Source organism: Tenacibaculum sp. (assembly GCF_048269885.1).
Classification (GTDB): Bacteria; Bacteroidota; Bacteroidia; order Flavobacteriales; family Flavobacteriaceae; genus Polaribacter.
This window is the reverse complement of record NZ_JBLWTZ010000004.1, coordinates 76,218-97,115: the sequence shown is the minus strand read 5'-3', so window position 1 is coordinate 97,115 and position 20,898 is coordinate 76,218. Positions and strand designations below refer to the sequence as shown.

Here is a 20,898-nt window from a genome sequence, read left to right as displayed (position 1 = left end):
GCCGACACGAATGCCAACCCTTCTTCAAACAACAAAAGCTAATCGTTGAGTTCCTGAATTTTCTTTTCAAGAACTGCTATACGCTCTTTCAAACGTGCTTCACGCTTGTTTCGTTTCTCAGCATAGCTCTTCTCAATGTCTGCAATTCTGGATTTGTAATATCCCTGCATCGCATTGTAGAATGAAATATTCGTGAGATTGTTAACGTGATTACTTTCGCCAAAATGGACTTGCTTCGTGAGGATGTAGCGGATCAATTTGTGGAAGATTTCCTTTTTAAAGTTCTTCTTGAAATTTTCCGCAACATCAATTCTGGTCATTTTTGATGTATCGCCCAACAATCCTGAAAAGTATTTCTGTTGGCTTGTATAGTCCACATTATTTTCAAAAAGCGAAATTGAGAATGCTACCATTTCATCCACCGAAAGTATTTTCTTGGTATTGATATAATCTGTCTCACGAATCATTTTGACAACTTCTTCAAACTGCTTATTGTTCTCAATCTGCCTCTTACGGGTTTCCCTTTCGTTGATTTTAATGATTTGTTCCTCGGGCGTACAATCTGCCATTTTTCTGTTAGCCAATGGTGTTGAGTAATCAATTGATTTGTTTTCTGATTTCTCATTCACCTTTACGAAAATTTCTTTGTGTTGGTAAGTTTCAGGATGAAAGATGATACCGTTTACAAATCCATTATCCTTTACAGAATTGTAAGTTATCAATGCTTGTTCGTAATCCTGCATCGCTTCATCAAATTCCGCTTTAAGTTCATCTTCTGAATAATCGTAATGCTGATATTCAATCTTAATGGCTTCTATTGTAGGTTCAATTGGATTTTCGATAATTTCAACATCATCTAGTAGATACACTTTAAATCCATTTTTTTCCAATTGGGAAATAATAAGCTGATTGCTTTCCTCATCTGCCCAATACAGGCGAATTTCAGGAATTAAAAGAATGTTCTCTTTTTTGGTTTTCTCAATCAAGTTCAAAAACGATTTGGATTTCTTTGTCTCAAAACAAGCCGATTTAGCGCAAACCATTTTACCTTCGCCAAAAAGATTCCCTTGATTTGCCGCATTAAATGGACATTCTACACACGAACCAGCTTTTGGCACCAAAGTCTTATTTGTAACATCAAATGATGCCTTTTCTAAATCATAGGTTTGATCGTTAATCATCTTGTTTATTTGATGCGCATTAAAAGTTTCACCCATTGTTTCCAGCATCATCTGTTGTTCCTCTGGTGTAAAGAGCGCTACACCGACACCTAAGGAAATGGTCATTTCGCCATTGCGTACAAAATGTTTGAAGCCATCAATCAATCCTGCTAGCTTGAGACGTTGTCTGATAAAATTATCCGTTCTACCCAAACGCTTTGCGATTTCAGAGGGTTGATACTTGTCACTCAGATAAGCTATCGCTTCGGCTTCTTCGGTAGGCTCTACGTCCTTTCGTTGCAGATTTTCGATGATTTGAACTTCAAGCACTTCGTCGTTTTCATAAGTTCTTACGATACTGGGAATCGTTTTCTTGTTCGCTATTTTGCTTGCGCGAAACCGTCTTTCACCCATTACGATGATAAAGTCCTTTCCAGATTTGCGAACCGTTATTGGTTGCAATACCCCAAATTCCTTGATGCTATCCGAAAGCTGTTGTAGCTGCTTATCATCAAAGGTCTTTCTCGGTTGCTTAGGGTCAGGCTTGATTTTGCCAATGGGAATGTTCTCAATTTGAAGTGCCGGAACTTTCTTTCCGTTCAATTCTTTCTTCGCAGTAGTCGTTGTAATTCTACGCTTTCTTGTGGTACTCGCTTTTGTTGTCATAATACTCAAATTTTAGATTAAACAATATTTGAGCAGTGAACCAAACGGAAGATAAAATCTTGGCTCAAAAGGAAACGGAATAAATGAGTAGGGGCAGAAGCGATGGCTTTATGCCGTAGTCTTTTGATGGAAGTATTTTACGAGTTTAACTTTCGGGAATATTGTATGATAAAAAACCTCTAACAAAAAGAACGATTAAACTTTTTAATTAATTGGATACTCTTTCGGTTAGTTTCATTCTATTATTCTAAAATCGTTTTATGCATAATTTTGTTGCATGTTATAGCAACTGAATTTGCAGATAAAAACCGTATTAAATTCTCTAAGGCTTTGGTAGGTAGTCTCAAAACAGATAAAAAATCACACATATCTTAGTGAAGTTTTTATTTTTCATTCCTTTTTATCGAAATAAAAAAGGAAACTATACTTAAACCAATAAAAACATATCGTAATAACTTTTGGTTATTAAAAAGTGTCAATCCAAGTATTAAAAACATTATGCCGAGAATAAATATGTTGCTTTTTTTCATTAATTTAAATCTTCATTTTAAATTTAAAAATGGAATGTATTTGTAATGATCAAATCTAAGTATTATATAATTTGATTATTTCTGTTTTAATTGTATTGTTATATTATAACTTAAGCTAGAACTATAGACTAATAGGAAAAATCAACTTTTCAATACTATTCCCGTTAACTATATATTATCTCCATTTTATCTGATAGATTAAGGATCTTAGTAAATCAAATTGTAAGAACACGTGATTTAATTTTTTACGTTGTTGACATATGTTTATCTTTTTATAATTTTTATTTTTGACGATTCGCCTAAATTGTTTGAAACTTTTATAAAATAAATACCAGGCTTACCGTTTATATCAAATGATATTTGATCTATCAAACTATATTTTTTTACTAGAATACTTTGACCAATTACATTTCCCACAGCAATAGTAATGTATTTATACTGTTCTTTAAAATTCAAGTTTACTTTACTAGAAGTAGGGTTGGGGTAAATGCTAAATTGCTTTGAAAATAAACTATCTGTTCCCAAAGTATTACTTCCTTGTACTTTAATGTCGTCAATAACTACTTCTTCTTGAGGGTCAGGGCTATTTAAGTAAATTCTTAAATCTAATGTGCTCCCTGTGCCAACAATATTAAAATTCATTAATTGTGAAACTGCTGTCAATAAAACATCGTCTCCAGAACCTGTAATCCCATCATTATTTACATCTATATAATAATTTCTATTAACTGCTCCTCCAGCTCTTCCAATTACGTTATATGCTCCTCCATCAATTGAAGCTTCAATTCTAACTTCATCACCTACTTCAAAGCGATTTCCATCTGCACCACGTGGTGCAGCAATGCGCATTTCAAAATTTAAAGATTCATAATTGGTTATATTAATTTGGTCTGTTTGTATATATGGTACACCTGAAATACCTCCAGCAACATCAACATCTTCAAACCCTACTGTCATACCTGTAAATCCAGTGGCAACTGTTGGCATATTAAAAGTCGATGGTGTATCTCTCAAAATATAATCTGTTCCCGAATTTGCAGATTGAAATGGTATGTCACTACTAGAGCCATCTTTAAGCTGATATCCATCCATATCTGTAATATCTTCAAAGTCTTCAAAGTATAATTCTGTCTGTGCCAGAATACTATTGCTTACAATAATAATTGCACATAAATTGAGTAAAAGTTTTTTCATAATCTTCAAAATTTTATTTAATGTTTATCTATAATAATATTGATGCTAAATTTAAAAAATGAACTATGGGTACTTGAAAAAAAAGAATCAAGATGGTACACAAACGGTATTTAAACCTATTTTCAGTCAATTTGAAACCTTTTGTAAGTCGATGATTTATTTTAGCAATGTTTTTAAAAAGACCAACCTTTTTTAATATCAATGTTTACTCCAATTTTTATATGAAAAACAATCTAATTTTAATCTGTTCCTTTTTTCTATTTTTAACAGTTTGTCATGCTCAAAAAGTAAAAATGAAAAATAATGTCATTTTTATTAATGGTAAAGAGACATTGAGATATGCAAAGAAGTCTCATAATAATGAGTATGTCATTTATGAGTTACATACAAAAAATGAAATTATTAATGTTGTGAGCAACATTAATGATGGTTATAAAAAAATACTATTTGTCAAATCTAAAAAGAGCTTAGAAACCACACTAGGCTACTGGAATAAATCATTTATCAAATGGCTTATTGAACAAGACGTAATGACCATAGATGGTAAATTAAATAATGACCAAATCGACATTTTTATCGAAAAATATGATGAAAAAATAACAGAAAGAAAAGTATACAGAAACTAATGATACATTAACACTAATATGGTGGAACTACTCTACTACCCAAGCATCTGCTTTTTTATATTATTTATTCAGTATTTAATAACTTATGTGTTTTCCAAACAAAAAGATATAGCGATTATCAAAGACAATTTACTATCTATACTTTTGGCATCACTTTTTTTAGGGGGAATACTATATTTACCATCTATCTTTGTTAAAGACTTTGATAATGATATACTATTTTTCACCCTTTTATCAATGTCTCTTTATGGCTATTGGTTTATTTTAAACCCACTTCAAAATGTCCTTTTATCAAAAAGACACCAAAGAAGTTTTTCGACAGAAGAGGAACTCAACGAAGATGGGTTGAATTTTAAAGTTTTTTTTACAGACAAAATCAGCACCAACGCCATAGCTACTGGCATTATTCCGTTTTATAAAATCATAATCTTAGCTAAAGATTTAAAGGAGAACTTAAATCCCTCAGAATTGAAAGCTATTATTTATCATGAAATTGGACATCACAAAAGAAAGCACATATTCATTATGTACGTTCTAAACGTAACATTTTTAACGTTATATCTTTTTGGAAGGTCGGTAATGGATGATTTTGATTTCCCAAATAAATTTTTCGAAGGACTTTCCGTGTTTTTAGGCGGGGCTTTATTTGGACTTGTTATTTACTATATCCCTAACAAAATCATGTATTTTTTAGAATATGATGCAGATTCCTTTTCTGCCATCAAAAATAGTCGAGAATCCATGATTAATGCCTTAAAACGTCTGGATGAATTATCTCAAGGAAAATTAACAAAAGGAAACATTAATCATCCTAAAATAGAAAAAAGACTAAAAAACTTAGAGTTCTAAATTCATTAAAAAACACTGTAAGAACAACTCATAAAACGTATAAAAACCGTATATAAACCCAACTTGTATTTATTTTAAGATTGTTTTCTTAATGGCTACATAATTTAGCTGAAAATGAATTTAAACTAATATCAAAAATTATGAAAGCAATTAAACAATTAACAATCTTATTCCTTTTCTCACTAGTATCACAAATTGGGTATAGTCAAGAAACAATTAAAACATTTACCTTAAAAAAAGGTGAGGTATTGGATATTTTACTAGTAGAGCGAAAACCGAATATAGAAAAGGAATACAAACGATACAGGGAAACGGCTTTTACTGTTGCTGTTAAAGAGAGTTTTAAATTATTACAAGCTTCTGGCACTTCAAATTTGCAAGGTAATATAGAGCCTAATGTATTCATTATTGGTAAATGGGACAATCTTGAAAAACGCGAATTTTTTTTAACGGATATATATACTAAAGTACCGGATTTTGATGAACAGAGGCGAACTATTTTTTCGATTTTTAATTTAACCTATTATGAAATGCCAAAAGACGTTACTTTTAGCATCAATAAAGAAAAATATAATGTGGCCACAGCCTATTGGAAAAAGGATGACAAAAATTTTGATTCATTTTTAAAAGAATATAAAAAGGAATCTAAGACAAGTGGTGGTAAGACTGTAGTAGAATTAATCAATGGTAAATCGCCGTTTAAATACTATTATAATCCAGATTATTTTGTGATTACAGAATGGGATAGCAAGGAAGAATTTGAAGAGTTTCACAAGAAAAATAATAAAATGGACACTGAGGGATTATTAAATGTCAATCAGTTTTTGATTAAATAATTTAATATAAATAAAATGCAATCCATCTATAATCAATTAATTTATTTTGCTTTTTTGCAATGTGTGCTTTTACTTATCGTGTATGTATTTTCTTCAAAAAGAAGAAAACTTGTTAATAAATACCTAATCGTTCTAATTGTTGCCATTCTTATAGGGTTGATTGGAAAAATACTACATATACAAGGCTTGTTTGGACAAGATTTTAGATTGATTGCATTTTCAGAACTAGCAGGTTTACTTTTTGGCACTACCATTTATTTATTTACAAGAACATCGTTTTTAGGAAAAGACTTCAAAGCTGCAGATTTAGTCCATTATTTACCTGCTCTAAGTTACTCATTTTTTGTGGTTTTTTACTTTGTACTACCCTCTAATATCGATTTAAAAAATCGTATGTTATCTGGCGAAAGTGACAGAGTTATCTATTTATTCCATGCTATGGGTTTAATAGTAAATACGACATATTGGTTTATTAGCTTTCGAAGTCTTTTGACATTTAGGGATAAATTAAAAAATGAGCTCTCTTATTCTGTAAAAAATTCTTTTTTCTACAACCTACATATCGCTATAGGAATTTGTTTAGTAGTTTGGTCTGTTATTTATGTAATTAGTTTATTTGGTCCAATAATGATAGAGCGTGATTTTAGAACTATTGTTTGGCTCATTATATCATTTATAGTGCTCTTTATTGCTTATTACAGTATGATTTCATCAGAAATATATCAGCGAAAGCCATTAAATGTTGTGAAAAAATACAATCAATCTAAGTTTAACAATGACGATTTAGATCGCTTAAAAGCACAGCTTGATTCGCTTATGCAAAATAAAAAGCCATATCTTAATAATAAACTTTTAAAAGCTGAATTATCTGAAATGATCGGTATCTCAAATCCAGAAATGGCACGGTTACTCAACGAACGTATAGGTATGAACTTTTTTGAATATGTCAACTACTATAGAATTAAAGAATTTATTGAAGTTGCCAAAGTTAAAAAAGATGACTTAACCTTATTTGGTATAGCACAAGAGGTAGGATTTAACTCTAAAGCCACCTTTATAAAGTCTTTTAAAAATCTTATGGGCACTACACCTTCACAATATTTTAATAATTGAGTAGCGATTTTTATAAAAAATCGCTACCTCTTTTCTCATTATTGTCGCGCTTCTTTCGTTTTGCAGAGTTACCCTTTCCACCAAAACGGTAAGACAAACCAATATATATAGTTCTACTGTTCCAGCTAAACTCACCTTTTTGTGTTATAGGCCTGTAACCATTAAATGAAAATTGTTGTGTTTTAAAAATATCATTCATATTTAAACTTAATGTCCCTTTTCGGTTTGCGAAGCTATAACGAGCACCAGCATTTACAAAGTAGAATGCTTCGGTTTCAAATTGTAAATTTTTATTTGCACCTCTATACAAACCAAATAATTGAAAAGTGAGATCATTATTAACTTTAAAATTATTGGTCATTTTAATGTTATATAATACATTATCTACTTCAACTTCAACATTTTCTGCTACACCTTTTTGGGTCTGTGCATAAATATCAAAGCTAGCGTTAAAATTCCACCAATTCAGAGGTTTGTAATTTCCAGATAGTTCAAAACCATAAGCTGTATTATCCTCATAATTATTGTAAGAAAACAATATTCTTGAAGGTTGTTGCAGATCTTGAAATGCAAATCGTGTAATCTCATTTGAGATCGTCCTGTAAAAAATACCGCTAGTAATACTGCCTTTATTATTTAGTCTTCTTGTATAATTAGCTTCTATTGAACTAGTGAACTGTGGTCGTAAATTGGGATTGCCAACATTTGTTACACGAGCAGAAGACCAAACTCGTATTGGATTAATTTGGTCTAGACCAGGTCTATCTACTCTTCTGCTAAAACTTATTTGATAAGAGTTTTTTTGCGTTTCGGTATTTGGCGTATATTTAAGAAAAGCTGAAGGGTAAACACTGAAAATTTTATCTTCAAATAATTCAACATTGGCATTTACTTGTTTAAAAAGGCCTTTTACATCGTAGTTTTCTAATCTAGCGCCAACCTGATAGTCCCACTTCCCTATAGTTTTTGTATAGCTTGTATAAAATGAATAGATATCTCTATTGTAGCTATAACTAGAATTAAAACTATCGCTATTTGATGTTATAAACATGTTATCGATTTCTTGTAAACGAGCTTCGGCACCTATTTCTAAGCTAGCATTATCAGATAAGGGACTTACATAATCTAGATTAACTATAATATTATTCCTGGTGTTGCCTATATCATCTAGATAGCTATTAGTACTCATTTCGTTCTCAATGAGAAAATCTGATAGTTCATTACCATTATAGGTATTGTAATCAAGCTCTAACTCTAAAGTATGATTATTCTTGTCAAAAATATGCTTATAATCAAAATTATAGCTTGCATTAATATTATCTCTTTCACTATCGTAACCTTGATAAATAAAATCAGTCTGATTACTAAATAAAACTCTGTTTTTACTTAAAACATTACTATCAAAAATATTCTGGTTTGTATAAATAGATAATGTGTTTTTATCGTTTAAAAAATAATCTAAGCCTAATTTGAATAAGTGTGAATTGCTATCGCTTGCTGAATTCCATTTTTCGTTAGAATTGTCTTGTTGTCTTAAAATACTTCCTTTTACTCTTCTTTTTCTATTGTTAAGTCCGTAGCTTCCATAAAGATTAAACTTTTCGGATCTGTAATTAATATTTGTACTTCCATTATATTGTACATTATCCCAAACAACAACTCCTGTGCTCAAAGAACCATTAAAACCTGTATTTGTATTTTTATGTAAAATGATATTTATGATACCACTCATCCCCTCAGGGTTGTATTTAGCTGAAGGATTTGTTATTAATTCAATTTTTTTTATAGATGTTGAAGGGATTTGTTGTAGTATTTGATTGGCACTAATATTTGTTGGTTTCCCATCTAAAAGCACACGAACGTTAGAATTGCCTCGCAGCGATAAATTCCCGTCTTGATCTATATCTACAGAAGGAATATTACCCATAATGTCAGCTGCCGAAGCACCAGCCGTTGTTAAATCTTTACCAACATTTATAACCTTTCTGTCAATGCGCTGTTCTATGGTAGAACGTTCTGCAATAATTTCAACTGCGTCTAGGTGTTCTGTATCCTCTTCTAGCGCTACGACACCCAATTCTGTTAACTTACTATCTATATTTATCTCTCTTACAACGGTTTTATAACCGATAAATTGAATTTCGATAATCTTTGACCCATATAAAATATCCTTAATTACAAATTGACCATCGTCATTTGATATACCACCGGTAATAACCTTACCATCCTCTGCATATTTTACAACAACAGTAGCATAACTTATGGGCTTTTTTGATGTTTTATCTATAACTTGACCTGTAATGGTTAACGAAAAGTCGTTTGAATTTTGGGCATTACCTATATGTATATTTGAACAAATTAGGATTAATGCCAGAAAAATGTTTTGAATTATTGCTTTCATACTTTTAAGTTTTGAAGCAATAGTATTCAAAGCATCATTAGTTACATCTTATAAATTTGTTAATGGAAGTTCATTAACCGTTTGTAGTATCGATATATCAATTTACTTTGAGTTTAAATACTGTATTTCAACTATGCATGTCGGTGTTTTAATACTCTTTTATATTGTAATTAAACAAAACTTATTGAAGTAAATGCGGTAGAAAAATGTAGTAGAGATAATTGTTTATCTCATTTTGTTAAAAAATTTAGACTTGTACTTAGCACCAATAGAAATTATTTGATTACAAATACGAATTTGATTGCCTATAACCTTCTCAACCATTTCTAAATTCACTATAAACAATAGGAGTGTTCTTATAAAGTTGATTCAATAACTTTTCATCAAAGGTCTTTCTAGCCTGTTTCTAGTATGGTTTAATTTTCCAAGTGGCCAAGTCTGGATTTATAGTTTGCTGAAATCTCTGGACACTTTAAAAGTTATTATATATTTTACTTTATTACTTGTTTTTGTTGTCATAATACTCAAGTTTTTGATTAAACCATATTTGAGCAGTGAACCAAACGGAAGATAAAATCTTGGCTCAAAAGGAAACGGAATAAATGAGCAGAGGCATAAGCGATGACTTTATGCCGTAGTCTTTTGATGCAAGTATTTTACGAGTTTAACTTTCGGAAATATTGTATGATAATAAACTCTCAATCGAAGAACGAGGGTCAAGAAAACCTAAATTTCATGAATTCTTATTGTGAGAAATAGCGCTTGATATTAATTGAGATTAAGTTATCCCAAACCATATTTATCTTGAAAAAAGTGAAAATGTTGTACCTATGTTGTACCTGTCCATTTTTTCGCTTAGTTTTTTCAATAAAAAAAGCCGAAGATAAATCTTCGGCTTTTGTGCGGGTGAAGGGACTCGAACCCCCACACCTTGCGGCATCAGATCCTAAGTCTGACGTGTCTACCAATTCCACCACACCCGCATAAAGTGCAATTTAACACTTTTTATTTGGTTTAATCCTAAGTCTAGCGTGTCTACCAATTCCACCACGCCCGCGTACTTTTGAAATTGTGGATGCAAATATAAACAATACTTGCAAACTACAAAGAAGAAGTATACTATTTTTCTTATTTTTGATGCTAATTAATATACAACACATGCAAAACGTAAAAGATTATATAGCTCAACATAAAGATCGTTTTATTAATGAGCTTATCGATTTATTAAAAATCCCTTCAGTAAGTGCTGATCCTGCCTACAATCAAGATGTATTAAACACTGCTGATACGGTTAAAGAAAGTTTAGAAAAAGCGGGATGTGATAAAGTAGAAATTTGCGAAACTCCTGGGTACCCTATCGTTTATGGAGAAAAAATAATAGATCCTAATTTACCAACAGTGTTGGTTTATGGTCATTACGACGTACAACCAGCAGACCCTATCGATTTGTGGACCTCACCTCCTTTTGAGCCTGTGATTAAAAAAACAGACATCCATCCTGAAGGAGCTATTTTTGCTCGTGGTGCTTGTGACGATAAAGGGCAAATGTATATGCACGTAAAAGCATTGGAATATATGACCCATACAGGAAACTTACCTTGTAACGTGAAATTTATGATTGAAGGTGAAGAAGAAGTGGGTTCTGAAAGTTTAGCTTGGTTTGTTCCAAGAAACAAAGAAAAACTAGCTAACGACGTAATTTTAATTTCTGATACAGGAATGATTGCTAATAACATTCCTTCTATTACAACAGGGTTACGTGGTTTGAGTTATGTTGAAGTTGAGGTAACGGGGCCTAATAGAGATTTACATTCTGGACTGTATGGTGGTGCAGTAGCTAATCCAATCAATATTTTAACCCAAATGATTGCTTCATTACACGATGAAAACAATCATATCACCATTCCTGGTTTTTATGACAAAGTGGAAGAATTATCGCGTGAAGAACGTGATGAAATGGCAAAAGCTCCATTCTCATTAGAAGAATATAAAGCCGCTTTAGATATTGACGATGTACATGGTGAAGCTGGCTATACTACTAACGAACGTAACTCTATCCGTCCTACTTTAGATGTGAATGGTATTTGGGGTGGATATACAGGGGAAGGTGCCAAAACAGTAATTGCTTCCAAAGCCTATGCAAAAATCTCTATGCGTTTAGTTCCTGGACAAGAGTGGGAAGAAATTACCGAGTTATTTAAAAAACATTTTGAAAGTATTGCACCTAAATCGGTAAAAGTAGAAGTAAAACCTCATCATGGTGGACAAGGATACGTAACACCAATTGATAATATTGGATATCAAGCAGCAAGTAAAGCCTACCAAGAAACCTTTGGAGTTACTCCAATTCCGCAACGAAGTGGTGGAAGTATTCCTATCGTTGCTTTGTTTGAACAAGAATTAAAAAGTAAAACTATTTTAATGGGATTCGGGTTAAACTCCGATGCCATTCATTCGCCCAACGAACATTTTGGCGTGTGGAATTACTTAAAAGGAATTGAAACTATTCCGTATTTCTATCAGTACTTTACTGAATTATCTAAATAATTATAAAAAAGCGTCATTAGATAATGACGCTTTTTTTATAAAGAAATATACCACGTTGTTCTAAACCATAAAGAATTATTCTTAGCCATCGTTAACAATTTCCCTAAGCGATAGTCTAAACCAATTTCTAATTTATCTTTTTTAGAAAGTCTGTACCCTACATACGGAGACAATCGTACTTCTAAATCTTCTTCATTAAATTGCCACAAATATTCATTTGATAATTTAAGGTACCATTCTTTAACATCCACCTTATCTCCTGACAATGCTTTTTCACAAGAAACTCGATAACGAGTTCGGTATTGCGATTCAACTCCAGAAGCGAAAAATTGTTCAACCCCTAAACGATGCCCTAATTTAAAAGTATCAAAACTCTGTACAGTATTAAAATGCTGAACCGTTCTGTGCACTAGATTACCTTCTTTGAGACGAAGAATATACCCAAAATTAACCGATGTGTTTACGGCTACTTTTATTGAAAAAATGCTAGACATATCTACCAAACGATGAGAAACCATAAATTCATCATCATAAAATACCTCTCGTGCTTCAATACTGTTTACCCATTTGGTTGTCCCTGAAATTTTTGTTGACAGCACTACTTTTGGCAACCATCCAGAGGTAAAGTTAGCCTGCGCCTGAACAGACACTACTAGCAACAATAATCCTAAAAAAACGACCACCTCTTTCATTAAAACTCTAAATTAATATGGTGCTGAGGAGCCAGCTTCCATTCTTTAATTAAAACTCCGTTACTATTAAACAAGAACTCGTAGCCTACATACAACTTTTCTCTTTTTCCTTTAACAATTAGCTCATAATTAGGGCGTATTTTTTCATGATGACCAGCTAACTTAAATACCGCTTTGTACAGCTCACTCTCATCTCCTTTATACTGAATTTGAGTTTTTTTTATCTTAAACCTTTTGAATTTTTCAGACAAAAGACCTTTTATTTGTGTCTGTACTTTTTTGTTTAATTCAGAAAAATCCACTTCTATTTCAACATCTATAATTTCTCCTTTTTCAGAAAATTCAACACTGTGCTTTTGAGATTGATAATATACCTTCGCCTCAAAAGTCTTCCCTTCTTGACTCTCTTCAGCATACCACTTTACTTTCTCTTTAAAGCCTCATTTTTTTATAATATGTAACGAATTTCTTGGTACTTTATCTTTATCAACTCTATATTCTCGCTCAAACTTTTCTTGAGTAAATACAGAGAGTGTAAACAATAAAAAAATAATCGCTAAAAATCTCATCGTTGTCTTTTTATTCAAAAATACTGAATATTAAAAAATTACAACCTCTACATTTGTAGAATTAAATTTTATTTCTACATTTGTAGAGATGAAATTAATTTTGTAACAATGCAATTATCAAAAACCGAAGAGCAAGTAATGCAATATTTATGGAAGCTTAAAAAAGCTTTTATGAAAGATATTTTAGCAGAATTTCCAGAACCAAAACCTGCAACCACAACAGTTGCTACTTTATTAAAAAGAATGAAAGACAAAGGTTTTGTTGACTATAAATTATATGGAAAATCAAGAGAGTATTTTCCTGTAGTTAAAAAATCAGATTATTTTTCTAAACATGTAAATGGGTTGATTAAAAACTTTTTCAACAATTCTGCGAGTCAATTTGCTTCTTTCTTTACTGAAAAAACAGATTTATCAGTTTCTGAACTTGAAGATTTAAAAAAAATTATTGATCAACAGATTAAAAAGCAACAATAATGATAACGTATTTAATCAAATCAGGGCTTTGTTTAGCGTTACTTCTTGCATTCTATCATTTAGTGTTAGAACGAGAAAAAATGCACCAATTCAACCGATTTTATTTATTAGGTAGTTTATTGTTTTCGTTTATAGCTCCTTTTTATAAAATATACATAGAAACAATTCCGAATACTGTAGGAACAACAGCTACCTTAATTACAGATTCGACTATGAATGCAAATACAGGTGAAGAAATTAACTACACACAATATCTATTTGTTGGATATACAATCGTAGCAATCATTTTATTAATCCGTTTTACAAAAAACTTACTTAACATCTTTTTAAAAATAAAACGACATCAAAAAATTAAAAAGGGAAAAACTACGCTTGTTTTAGTAGATGATGCTATCAGTCCACACACTTTTTGGAACTATATTTTTATCAATAAAGAAGAATACAATTCAAACAAGATAGAAATTGAACTCTATACCCACGAATTAACACATGCTATACAAAAGCATACGTTTGATATCTTATTGATTGAATTTTTACAAATTATTTTTTGGATCAATCCAACATTTATATTTCTTAAAAAAGCAATAAAGTTAAATCATGAGTTTTTAGCAGACAACAAAGTGATCACTACACATAAAAATACTACTGAGTATCAATATTTACTATTAAATAGAGCTACTTGGAACAACGAATATTACTTGGCCAGTAATTTGAATTACGTATTAACTAAAAAAAGATTATTAATGATGACAAAACAAAGTTCTCGTACCAAAATTTTGCTTAAAAAACTGACGGTAATACCCGTATTAGCAGGATTTACTTTTCTCTTTGCCGAAAGAGTTGAAGCGCAAAAAAAAGATACTGACAAAGCTCCTGTATCTATACAAGTAAAAAATAGTGCCAAAAATTTAAAAGGAGAATCTTCTAAAGAAACATTAGTAGTGTACACTTATGAAGATGGAAGTACAATACAAAAAAAATATGATGACCTTACCTTAGAAGAAAGAAAGCAACTTCCCCCACCTCCTCCACCGAAGAAAGGAGTTTATAGGAGAACTCCACCAGCTCCAAATTCTCCAGTAGTTAGGATTGGAGAAGAATCAAACATACCCCCACCTCCTCCTCTTACTAGAGTAAAAAAAGGTGGTATTTCACATACTCCTCCTCCACCTCCTCATATTAGGATTAAAAAAGGAATGAGAACACCTCCAGAGCCAATCTCTCCTTTGGAATATATCAAAAAACACAAAGACAACAACTCTGAATATTACTACAACGGTAAGAAAATAAGTTACAAAAAAGCACTAAAACTTTTAAAATCTAACAACTCTATAAACTTACATAATTGGAATAAAAATGGTAAAGCTATTTTTAAACTTTCAGACAAACCGATAACTATAAAAAACTAATTTTGTTAAAAGCCTCTTAAATGAGGCTTTTATTTGTAACAATTATTTAAAACACTCGTTATTAACACATAAGCTTACTGTATGTTAAAACGATTTTTCCTTCTTTGTTCTGGAGCTGATTTAGATTTGCTAGAAAAATGTGCTAATGGAGAGCAAAACAAATATGCTGGTATCGGCGCCACTGTTTTCTTTACTGCTCTGATGGCAACTATTGCCTCTGCTTACGCTTTGTACACTGTTTTTGACAATATGTATACTTCTGTTTTTTTCGGAGTTATTTGGGGACTACTCATTTTTAATTTAGATCGATTTATTGTTTCAACCATAAAAAAAAGAGACTCTAAACGACAAGAAATTGTACAAGTAATTCCACGTTTGCTATTAGCATTAATTATTGCTGTGGTTATTTCTAAACCTTTGGAGTTAAAAATTTTTGAAAAGGAAGTCAACCAAGTGTTACTGACAGAAAAAAATCAGATGACATTAGATAACAAAACACAAATAGCACAACAGTTTACTCCTGAAATCGAAAAAATAAATTCAGAAATTACCTCCTTAAAAACAGAAATAGCGACTAAAGAACAAGAAGTAAACACACTATATGAAACTTATATTGCAGAAGCTGAAGGCAGAAAAGGCACAAAACTTCTCGGTAAAGGTCCTGTTTATAAAGAAAAAAGAGAAAAACATGATGCTGCTTTATCAGAATTAAACCAATTAAAGCTTGCTCATAATGACAAAATTAATGCGAAAGAAGAAGCTATTAGAAATTTAATTCAACTACAAAAAGAAACAGAGTCTAAAACACAACCTATTATTTCTAATTTCGATGGTTTAATGGCTCATGTAAATGCTTTAAATAAACTGCCTTGGTTACCTTCTTTTTTCATTTTTCTTCTATTCCTAGCTATTGAAACAGCTCCAATCTTTGCTAAACTTATTAGTTCAAAAAGCGAGTACGATTACAAATTAGAGAATCAAGAATCTTTGATTAAAACATGGATTCAGCAGCAAGTATATCAACGAGAGGCGATTTTACAAACCGACAAAGACCTTAATAATAAAATTTATTCTGATTTAAAAACTGAGGAAGAGCTATATAATTATAAACAAAAAATGGCTCGCAACTTGATGAAACTCCAAACAGATTCCTTTTATCAAAATCAGCAAAATGCCTTGTAAGAAAAGGCAATTTTCACTTTATTTTATTTTTTATATTTTCGTTCCTTAGAAAACAAAACAAATTAATTGCATGAAAATCAACAAACTCACTATTTTCTCAATAGTGTTTATGCTATGTAGCAATCTTCTTTCTCAAGAAAAACAACAACTTTCTTCTCTTTTTATTCCTAAAGAACTAAAAGAAAATGCGAATGCCATAATTAGATTAAACAAAATAGTCGTAAATGTTGAGACTGTAGATCAACTTAAAGTTAAACAACAAAGAATCGTTACTGTTTTTAATAAACTTGGTAAAAAACATATTAACGCTTACAAACACTACAACAACGACACCAAAATAACTCATTTATCTGCTATTATTTATGACGCCTTAGGCAACAAAGTAAAAAAGTACTCCAAAAACGACTTTCAAGATGTTAGTGCAGTTGATGGTGGAACACTTTATTCTGACTCAAGAGTTAAGTTTTTAGAACATACACCTACTTCCTATCCTTATACTGTTGTTTTTGAATCTGAATATAAAAACTCATCAACAGGGTTTATTCCTCAATGGTTTCCAATTGAAAATTACAATTTAGCCATAGAAAAAAGTGTGTATACATTAAATAACCCTCAAAAAATCCCTTTTAGAAAAAGAGATAAAAACTTTAAGGGGTTTACTATTAAAAACTCTTCCAGTAATAATAATGTAAACTATACATTAACAAACCAACCAGCTATAAGACCAGAATACTATACTCTAAACTTTGAAGAGCTTGTTCCAAACATGTCTATCTCACTTGATTTATTTAGTTTAAAAGGAGTTAAGGGGAGTGCTAAGAACTGGAAAGAGTTTGGAAAATGGATGTATAGTAAACTTATTAGTGGTAGAAATCAATTATCTCCTTCAACAATCTCTGAGGTTCAACAATTAGTTAAAGATATTAACGACCCGGTAGATAAAGCCAAAATTATTTACGAATATGTACAAAACAAAACAAGATATATTAGTGTACAAATAGACATTGGCGGCTGGAAACCTATACCTGCAAATAAAGTCCATGAAGTAGGTTATGGAGATTGCAAAGGATTAACTAATTATACTAAAGCCCTTTTAGATGCTGCTGGTGTGAAATCACACTACTCAGTTGTTTGGGCTGGTAATGCTAAGAAAAATGTTTATAACGATTTTTCTTCTATGCAAGGTAATCATGTTATCCTAAATATTCCAAATAATGGAAATGATATTTGGTTAGAATGTACTAGCCAAACTATCCCCTTTGGTTTTTTGGGAGATTTTACAGATGATAGAGATGTACTGGTAATAACACCAGAAGGAGGCGTCATTAAAAGAACTCCTGCTTATATTAACAAAGACAATTTACAACTTACCAAAGCTGATGTTACGTTACTGCCAAATGGAAACATCTCTGCTCATTTTGAGAGGAAATCATACGGAACACAATATTATGACAAGTATGCTATAGAAGAATTTACTAAAAAAGAGCTCAATAAATATTACAAATCTACGGTTTGGGATTACAATAATAATTTAGAAGTTGATAATATTAAGCATTCTAACAATAAAGAACAAATTGAATTTACTGAGGATCTTGATGTTAAAATAGAAAAATTTGCAACTGTTAGAGATAGTAGTTATTTATTTAAACTTAATATTTTTAATCGAGTTACTGGAATCCCAAAAAAATATAGAAATAGACAACAGCCATTAGAAATTGAAAGGGGATTTACCGATAAAGATGAATTTATTTTTACTCTCCCAGAGGGGTACACATTTACAAGTTTACCAGAAAAAAGAAACATCACTAATAAGTTTGGAACTTATCGTATTTCATTTGAAAAAATAAACAACACTACATTCAACTATAAAAGAGAGTTTTCTCTTATTAAAGGAATACATTCAAAAGAGGATTATAAAGCCTACAGGAAATTTAGAAAAACAGTCGTTAAATACGACAATTTAAGAATAGAATTAATCAAACAATAAAAACTATGAAAAAAATACTGTCTGTTTTCGTGTTAATTATAACAATACACATAAATGCACAAGAAATTAACTTCGGAAAAGTTTCTAAAGAAGAGCTTCAAGAAAAATTTCACCCCTTAGACTCAACAGCAGATGCCGCTTACCTCTTAAAAGAGAGAAGAACATATTTTGAATATGATTCAAATAAAGGTTTTCAAGTTGTTACTGACTACCATGAACGTATTAAAATTTATACAAAAGAAGGATTTAATTATGCCTCAAAAAAAATAAAATTCTACAATCCCGACTCTGGAGAACAAGAAAGAATTAGTTCATTAAAAGCATATACTTATAACTTAGAAGAAAATAAAATTGAAAAAGTTAAACTCTCAAAAAAAGATGTTTTTGATGAAAAACTAAATAAATATAGAAGTCAAAAAACAATAACGCTACCTAACGTTAAAGAAGGCTGTGTTATTGACTTAAAATATACCTTAACTTCACCTTATTGGGACATCAAAACTCTGAATTTTCAGTATGGAATTCCAGTTAAAAATTTAAATTACAAAGTAGAAATCCCTGAATATTTTACTTTTAATAAAAGATTAAAAGGCTATTACAGTGCCCCTTTAAAAGAATATAAAAAAAGAGCTTCCATAAATATTTCTTCAAAAACTAGAAGTGGTTATCGTACTGTAAAAACATCTTTTAACAATACAAAAATAGATTACTCAAATTTTGTCTCTGAGTTTTCTGCCACTAATATTCCTGAAGTCAAGGAAAATGAACCATATTCTGGAAATATTGACAATTATAGAGGTGGAATTCAGTTTGAACTTTCTGGAACAAACTTTTTAAAAACAGGAGGAGGAATAAAAAATTACACCACAACATGGGAAGATGTATGTAAAACGATATACAAGTCATCTAGTTTTGGAAATGAATTGGAAAAGAGCAGTTATTTTGAGGATGATTTGAAAAGTATTTTAACACAAGCTAAAAATGATTCTGAAAAAATTGCTTTAATATTTCAATTTGTAAAATCTAAAATAAAATGGGATGGTTATTATGCTAAATATACAGATGTGGGCGTAAAAAAAGCCTTTAAGGAAGGGGTAGGTAATTCTGCTGAAATTAATTTAATACTAACATCTATGTTACGCAGTGCAGGACTAGATGCGAACCCTTTGTTAGTAAGTACTAAAAACAACGGAATTCCTTTATTCCCTACTTTAGAGGGATTCAATTATCTTATCTCTAAAATAAATTTATCAGACGATAAATACATTTTACTAGACGCTACTGAAAAATATTCCACAATAAATATTCTTCCATACCGAACTTTAAATTGGTATGGTAGAGAAGTTCTTAAAGACGGTTCGTCAACTAAAATTAATTTAATTCCTTTAAATCACACTGAAGAAAATAGCATATTACATGTAAAAATTGATGAATCTGGAGAAGTCATTGGAATGTACAGAAAATTATTAACAGGTCATTCTGCCATGTTTTATCGTCAAAAAAACAATCTTAAGAAAGAAGAAGAAATTATTAACACCATAGAAAGTGACCATGGTATAGAAATCGACGAGTTCAAAGTTTTGAACAAAGAAGACTTGTCTAAACCTATTATACAAAATTTAAAATTTTCTGGTGAGGATTTTATTGAGGGAATAAACAATAAACTATATTTTTCTCCTTCATTCTTCCTAGCTACAAAAGAGAATCCTTTTAAATCTAAAGAGCGAAACTTTCCTATAGATTTTAGTATGCCATGGCAAGATCAATATTCTGTTTCCATTACAATTCCCAATGGTTACTCTGTAGAGTCATACCCAAAAGAATTAGCAATAGGATTACCTGAAAAACTAGGAATATTTAAATACAAAGTACTAGTAAAAGGAAATAAAATTAAACTCTCTTCAGTAGTTCAGTTTAACTCAAATATAATAGCTCCCCAGTATTATACTATCGTAAAAGACTTTTACAGTCAATTAGTAAAAAAACAAACTGAAAAAATTGTATTAGTTAAAAAACAATAAAACCTCAAAACGTGTTTATTGAAATAGAAAAAACGAGTACTTAAGTACTCGTTTTTTTTTATAAAGCTATTGCTATAGCGTTTTTAACTTCGCCTATTGTAAAAATACTTCTAGTATTACCAACATATTTTAATGCTGTAAGTTTATTTACTATAAAATCTCGATAAGCATCCATATCCTTTACGTAAACCTTTAAAATATAATCATAATCTCCACTTACGTGAAAACACTCAGTTACCTCTTCTAATTTATCAACCTCTTTTTCAAAAACTGCTATATGATCTTTATTATGCCGCTCTAACTGAACATGACAGAAAACTAAAAACGATTTTTCAATTTTATTCTTATTAACTACCGCTACATATTGTGTAATTACTTTTTCTTTTTCTAACTTTTTTATTCGTTCATAAACTGCTGTTACCGAAAGCCCCAACTGTAATGACAATTGTTTTGTGGTTTGTTTACTATCTGCTTGAAGCAACCCTAATAACTTCTTATCTATATGATCTAACTTCATCTGAAAAAAAATCTGTGTTTATTATGACTATCCTTTTGGGAATTAATAAAAAACTAAATATAAACACAAAATTAGTATAATTTTCTACACAAAGCACTTTATATTGATTTTTAAACAATTAA

16 protein-coding genes and 1 tRNA gene are annotated in these 20,898 nt (G+C 30.8%); 10 read left to right on the top strand and 7 right to left on the bottom strand.

What is annotated here, in order from left to right; translation table 11 throughout:
• Window positions 1–38 precede the first annotated feature (38 nt).
• A complete protein-coding gene (locus ACN0WY_RS04400) occupies window positions 39–1,826 on the bottom strand; it encodes a ParB/RepB/Spo0J family partition protein (RefSeq protein ID WP_159612918.1) in 1,788 nt (595 codons plus the stop codon).
• 794 nt (window positions 1,827–2,620) lie between these two features.
• Complete coding sequence (locus ACN0WY_RS04395; protein ID WP_159612932.1) at window positions 2,621–3,550, bottom strand: T9SS type A sorting domain-containing protein; 930 nt, start codon at window positions 3,548–3,550, stop codon at window positions 2,621–2,623.
• A 410-nt stretch (window positions 3,551–3,960) separates the two neighbouring features.
• Here ACN0WY_RS04395 and ACN0WY_RS04390 point away from each other — a divergent pair, with 410 nt between their 5' ends.
• The 4 genes from ACN0WY_RS04390 to ACN0WY_RS04375 all read left to right on the top strand — a co-directional run bounded on the left by ACN0WY_RS04390 (window position 3,961) and on the right by ACN0WY_RS04375 (window position 6,974).
• Window positions 3,961–4,176 (top strand): hypothetical protein, encoded by a 216-nt coding sequence (locus tag ACN0WY_RS04390; RefSeq protein ID WP_417799671.1) that lies wholly within the window; start codon window positions 3,961–3,963, stop codon window positions 4,174–4,176.
• Between the two features lie 144 nt (window positions 4,177–4,320).
• Window positions 4,321–5,025, top strand: coding sequence for a M48 family metallopeptidase (locus ACN0WY_RS04385; RefSeq protein WP_239178613.1), 705 nt, complete (start codon window positions 4,321–4,323; stop codon window positions 5,023–5,025).
• Window positions 5,026–5,165: 140 nt separating this feature from the next.
• Window positions 5,166–5,861 carry a hypothetical protein gene (locus tag ACN0WY_RS04380; protein WP_159612938.1) on the top strand — a complete coding sequence of 232 codons (696 nt, stop codon included), beginning with the start codon at window positions 5,166–5,168 and terminating at the stop codon, window positions 5,859–5,861.
• Window positions 5,862–5,876: 15 nt separating this feature from the next.
• On the top strand, window positions 5,877–6,974 hold the full coding sequence (locus tag ACN0WY_RS04375; RefSeq protein WP_159612940.1) for a helix-turn-helix domain-containing protein: 1,098 nt from the start codon (window positions 5,877–5,879) through the stop codon (window positions 6,972–6,974).
• A 10-nt stretch (window positions 6,975–6,984) separates the two neighbouring features.
• Here the strand turns inward: ACN0WY_RS04375 and ACN0WY_RS04370 are convergent, their stop codons facing one another.
• Together ACN0WY_RS04370 and ACN0WY_RS04365 are read right to left on the bottom strand one after the other, a co-directional pair.
• Window positions 6,985–9,375: an outer membrane beta-barrel protein gene (locus ACN0WY_RS04370; RefSeq protein WP_239178610.1), complete on the bottom strand. Its 2,391-nt coding sequence runs from the start codon at window positions 9,373–9,375 to the stop codon at window positions 6,985–6,987.
• A gap of 901 nt (window positions 9,376–10,276) precedes the next feature.
• Window positions 10,277–10,358 (bottom strand) — tRNA-Leu (locus tag ACN0WY_RS04365).
• A 175-nt stretch (window positions 10,359–10,533) separates the two neighbouring features.
• On the opposite strand from ACN0WY_RS04365, the gene ACN0WY_RS04360 reads away from it, so the two are divergent.
• Complete coding sequence (locus ACN0WY_RS04360; protein WP_330488476.1) at window positions 10,534–11,922, top strand: dipeptidase; 1,389 nt, start codon at window positions 10,534–10,536, stop codon at window positions 11,920–11,922.
• Between the two features lie 35 nt (window positions 11,923–11,957).
• Here ACN0WY_RS04360 and ACN0WY_RS04355 read toward each other — a convergent pair whose 3' ends face one another.
• Together ACN0WY_RS04355 and ACN0WY_RS04350 are read right to left on the bottom strand one after the other, a co-directional pair.
• The gene (locus tag ACN0WY_RS04355; protein ID WP_330488477.1) at window positions 11,958–12,614 is read right to left on the bottom strand and encodes a DUF2490 domain-containing protein; all 657 of its coding nucleotides are present in this window, start codon (window positions 12,612–12,614) and stop codon (window positions 11,958–11,960) included.
• On the bottom strand, window positions 12,614–12,865 hold the full coding sequence (locus ACN0WY_RS04350) for a hypothetical protein (RefSeq protein ID WP_417799670.1): 252 nt from the start codon (window positions 12,863–12,865) through the stop codon (window positions 12,614–12,616). The genes ACN0WY_RS04355 and ACN0WY_RS04350 overlap by 1 nt, the downstream gene beginning before the upstream one ends.
• A gap of 426 nt (window positions 12,866–13,291) precedes the next feature.
• On the opposite strand from ACN0WY_RS04350, the gene ACN0WY_RS04345 reads away from it, so the two are divergent.
• The 5 genes from ACN0WY_RS04345 (at window position 13,292) to ACN0WY_RS04325 (ending at window position 20,259) form a co-directional block, all read left to right on the top strand.
• The gene (locus tag ACN0WY_RS04345; RefSeq protein WP_299005937.1) at window positions 13,292–13,660 is read left to right on the top strand and encodes a BlaI/MecI/CopY family transcriptional regulator; all 369 of its coding nucleotides are present in this window, start codon (window positions 13,292–13,294) and stop codon (window positions 13,658–13,660) included.
• Window positions 13,660–15,069, top strand: coding sequence for a M56 family metallopeptidase (locus ACN0WY_RS04340; RefSeq protein ID WP_417799669.1), 1,410 nt, complete (start codon window positions 13,660–13,662; stop codon window positions 15,067–15,069). Before ACN0WY_RS04345 ends, ACN0WY_RS04340 begins: the two co-directional genes overlap by 1 nt.
• Before the next feature lie 81 nt (window positions 15,070–15,150).
• On the top strand, window positions 15,151–16,251 hold the full coding sequence (locus ACN0WY_RS04335) for a DUF4407 domain-containing protein (protein ID WP_417799668.1): 1,101 nt from the start codon (window positions 15,151–15,153) through the stop codon (window positions 16,249–16,251).
• A gap of 70 nt (window positions 16,252–16,321) precedes the next feature.
• Window positions 16,322–18,238: a DUF3857 domain-containing protein gene (locus ACN0WY_RS04330; protein ID WP_417799667.1), complete on the top strand. Its 1,917-nt coding sequence runs from the start codon at window positions 16,322–16,324 to the stop codon at window positions 18,236–18,238.
• Between the two features lie 5 nt (window positions 18,239–18,243).
• The gene (locus tag ACN0WY_RS04325) at window positions 18,244–20,259 is read left to right on the top strand and encodes a DUF3857 and transglutaminase domain-containing protein (RefSeq protein ID WP_417799666.1); all 2,016 of its coding nucleotides are present in this window, start codon (window positions 18,244–18,246) and stop codon (window positions 20,257–20,259) included.
• Between the two features lie 58 nt (window positions 20,260–20,317).
• On the opposite strand, the gene ACN0WY_RS04320 is transcribed toward ACN0WY_RS04325, so the two are convergent.
• The gene (locus ACN0WY_RS04320; protein WP_281980645.1) at window positions 20,318–20,776 is read right to left on the bottom strand and encodes an Lrp/AsnC family transcriptional regulator; all 459 of its coding nucleotides are present in this window, start codon (window positions 20,774–20,776) and stop codon (window positions 20,318–20,320) included.
• Between the last annotated feature and the right edge of the window lie 122 nt (window positions 20,777–20,898).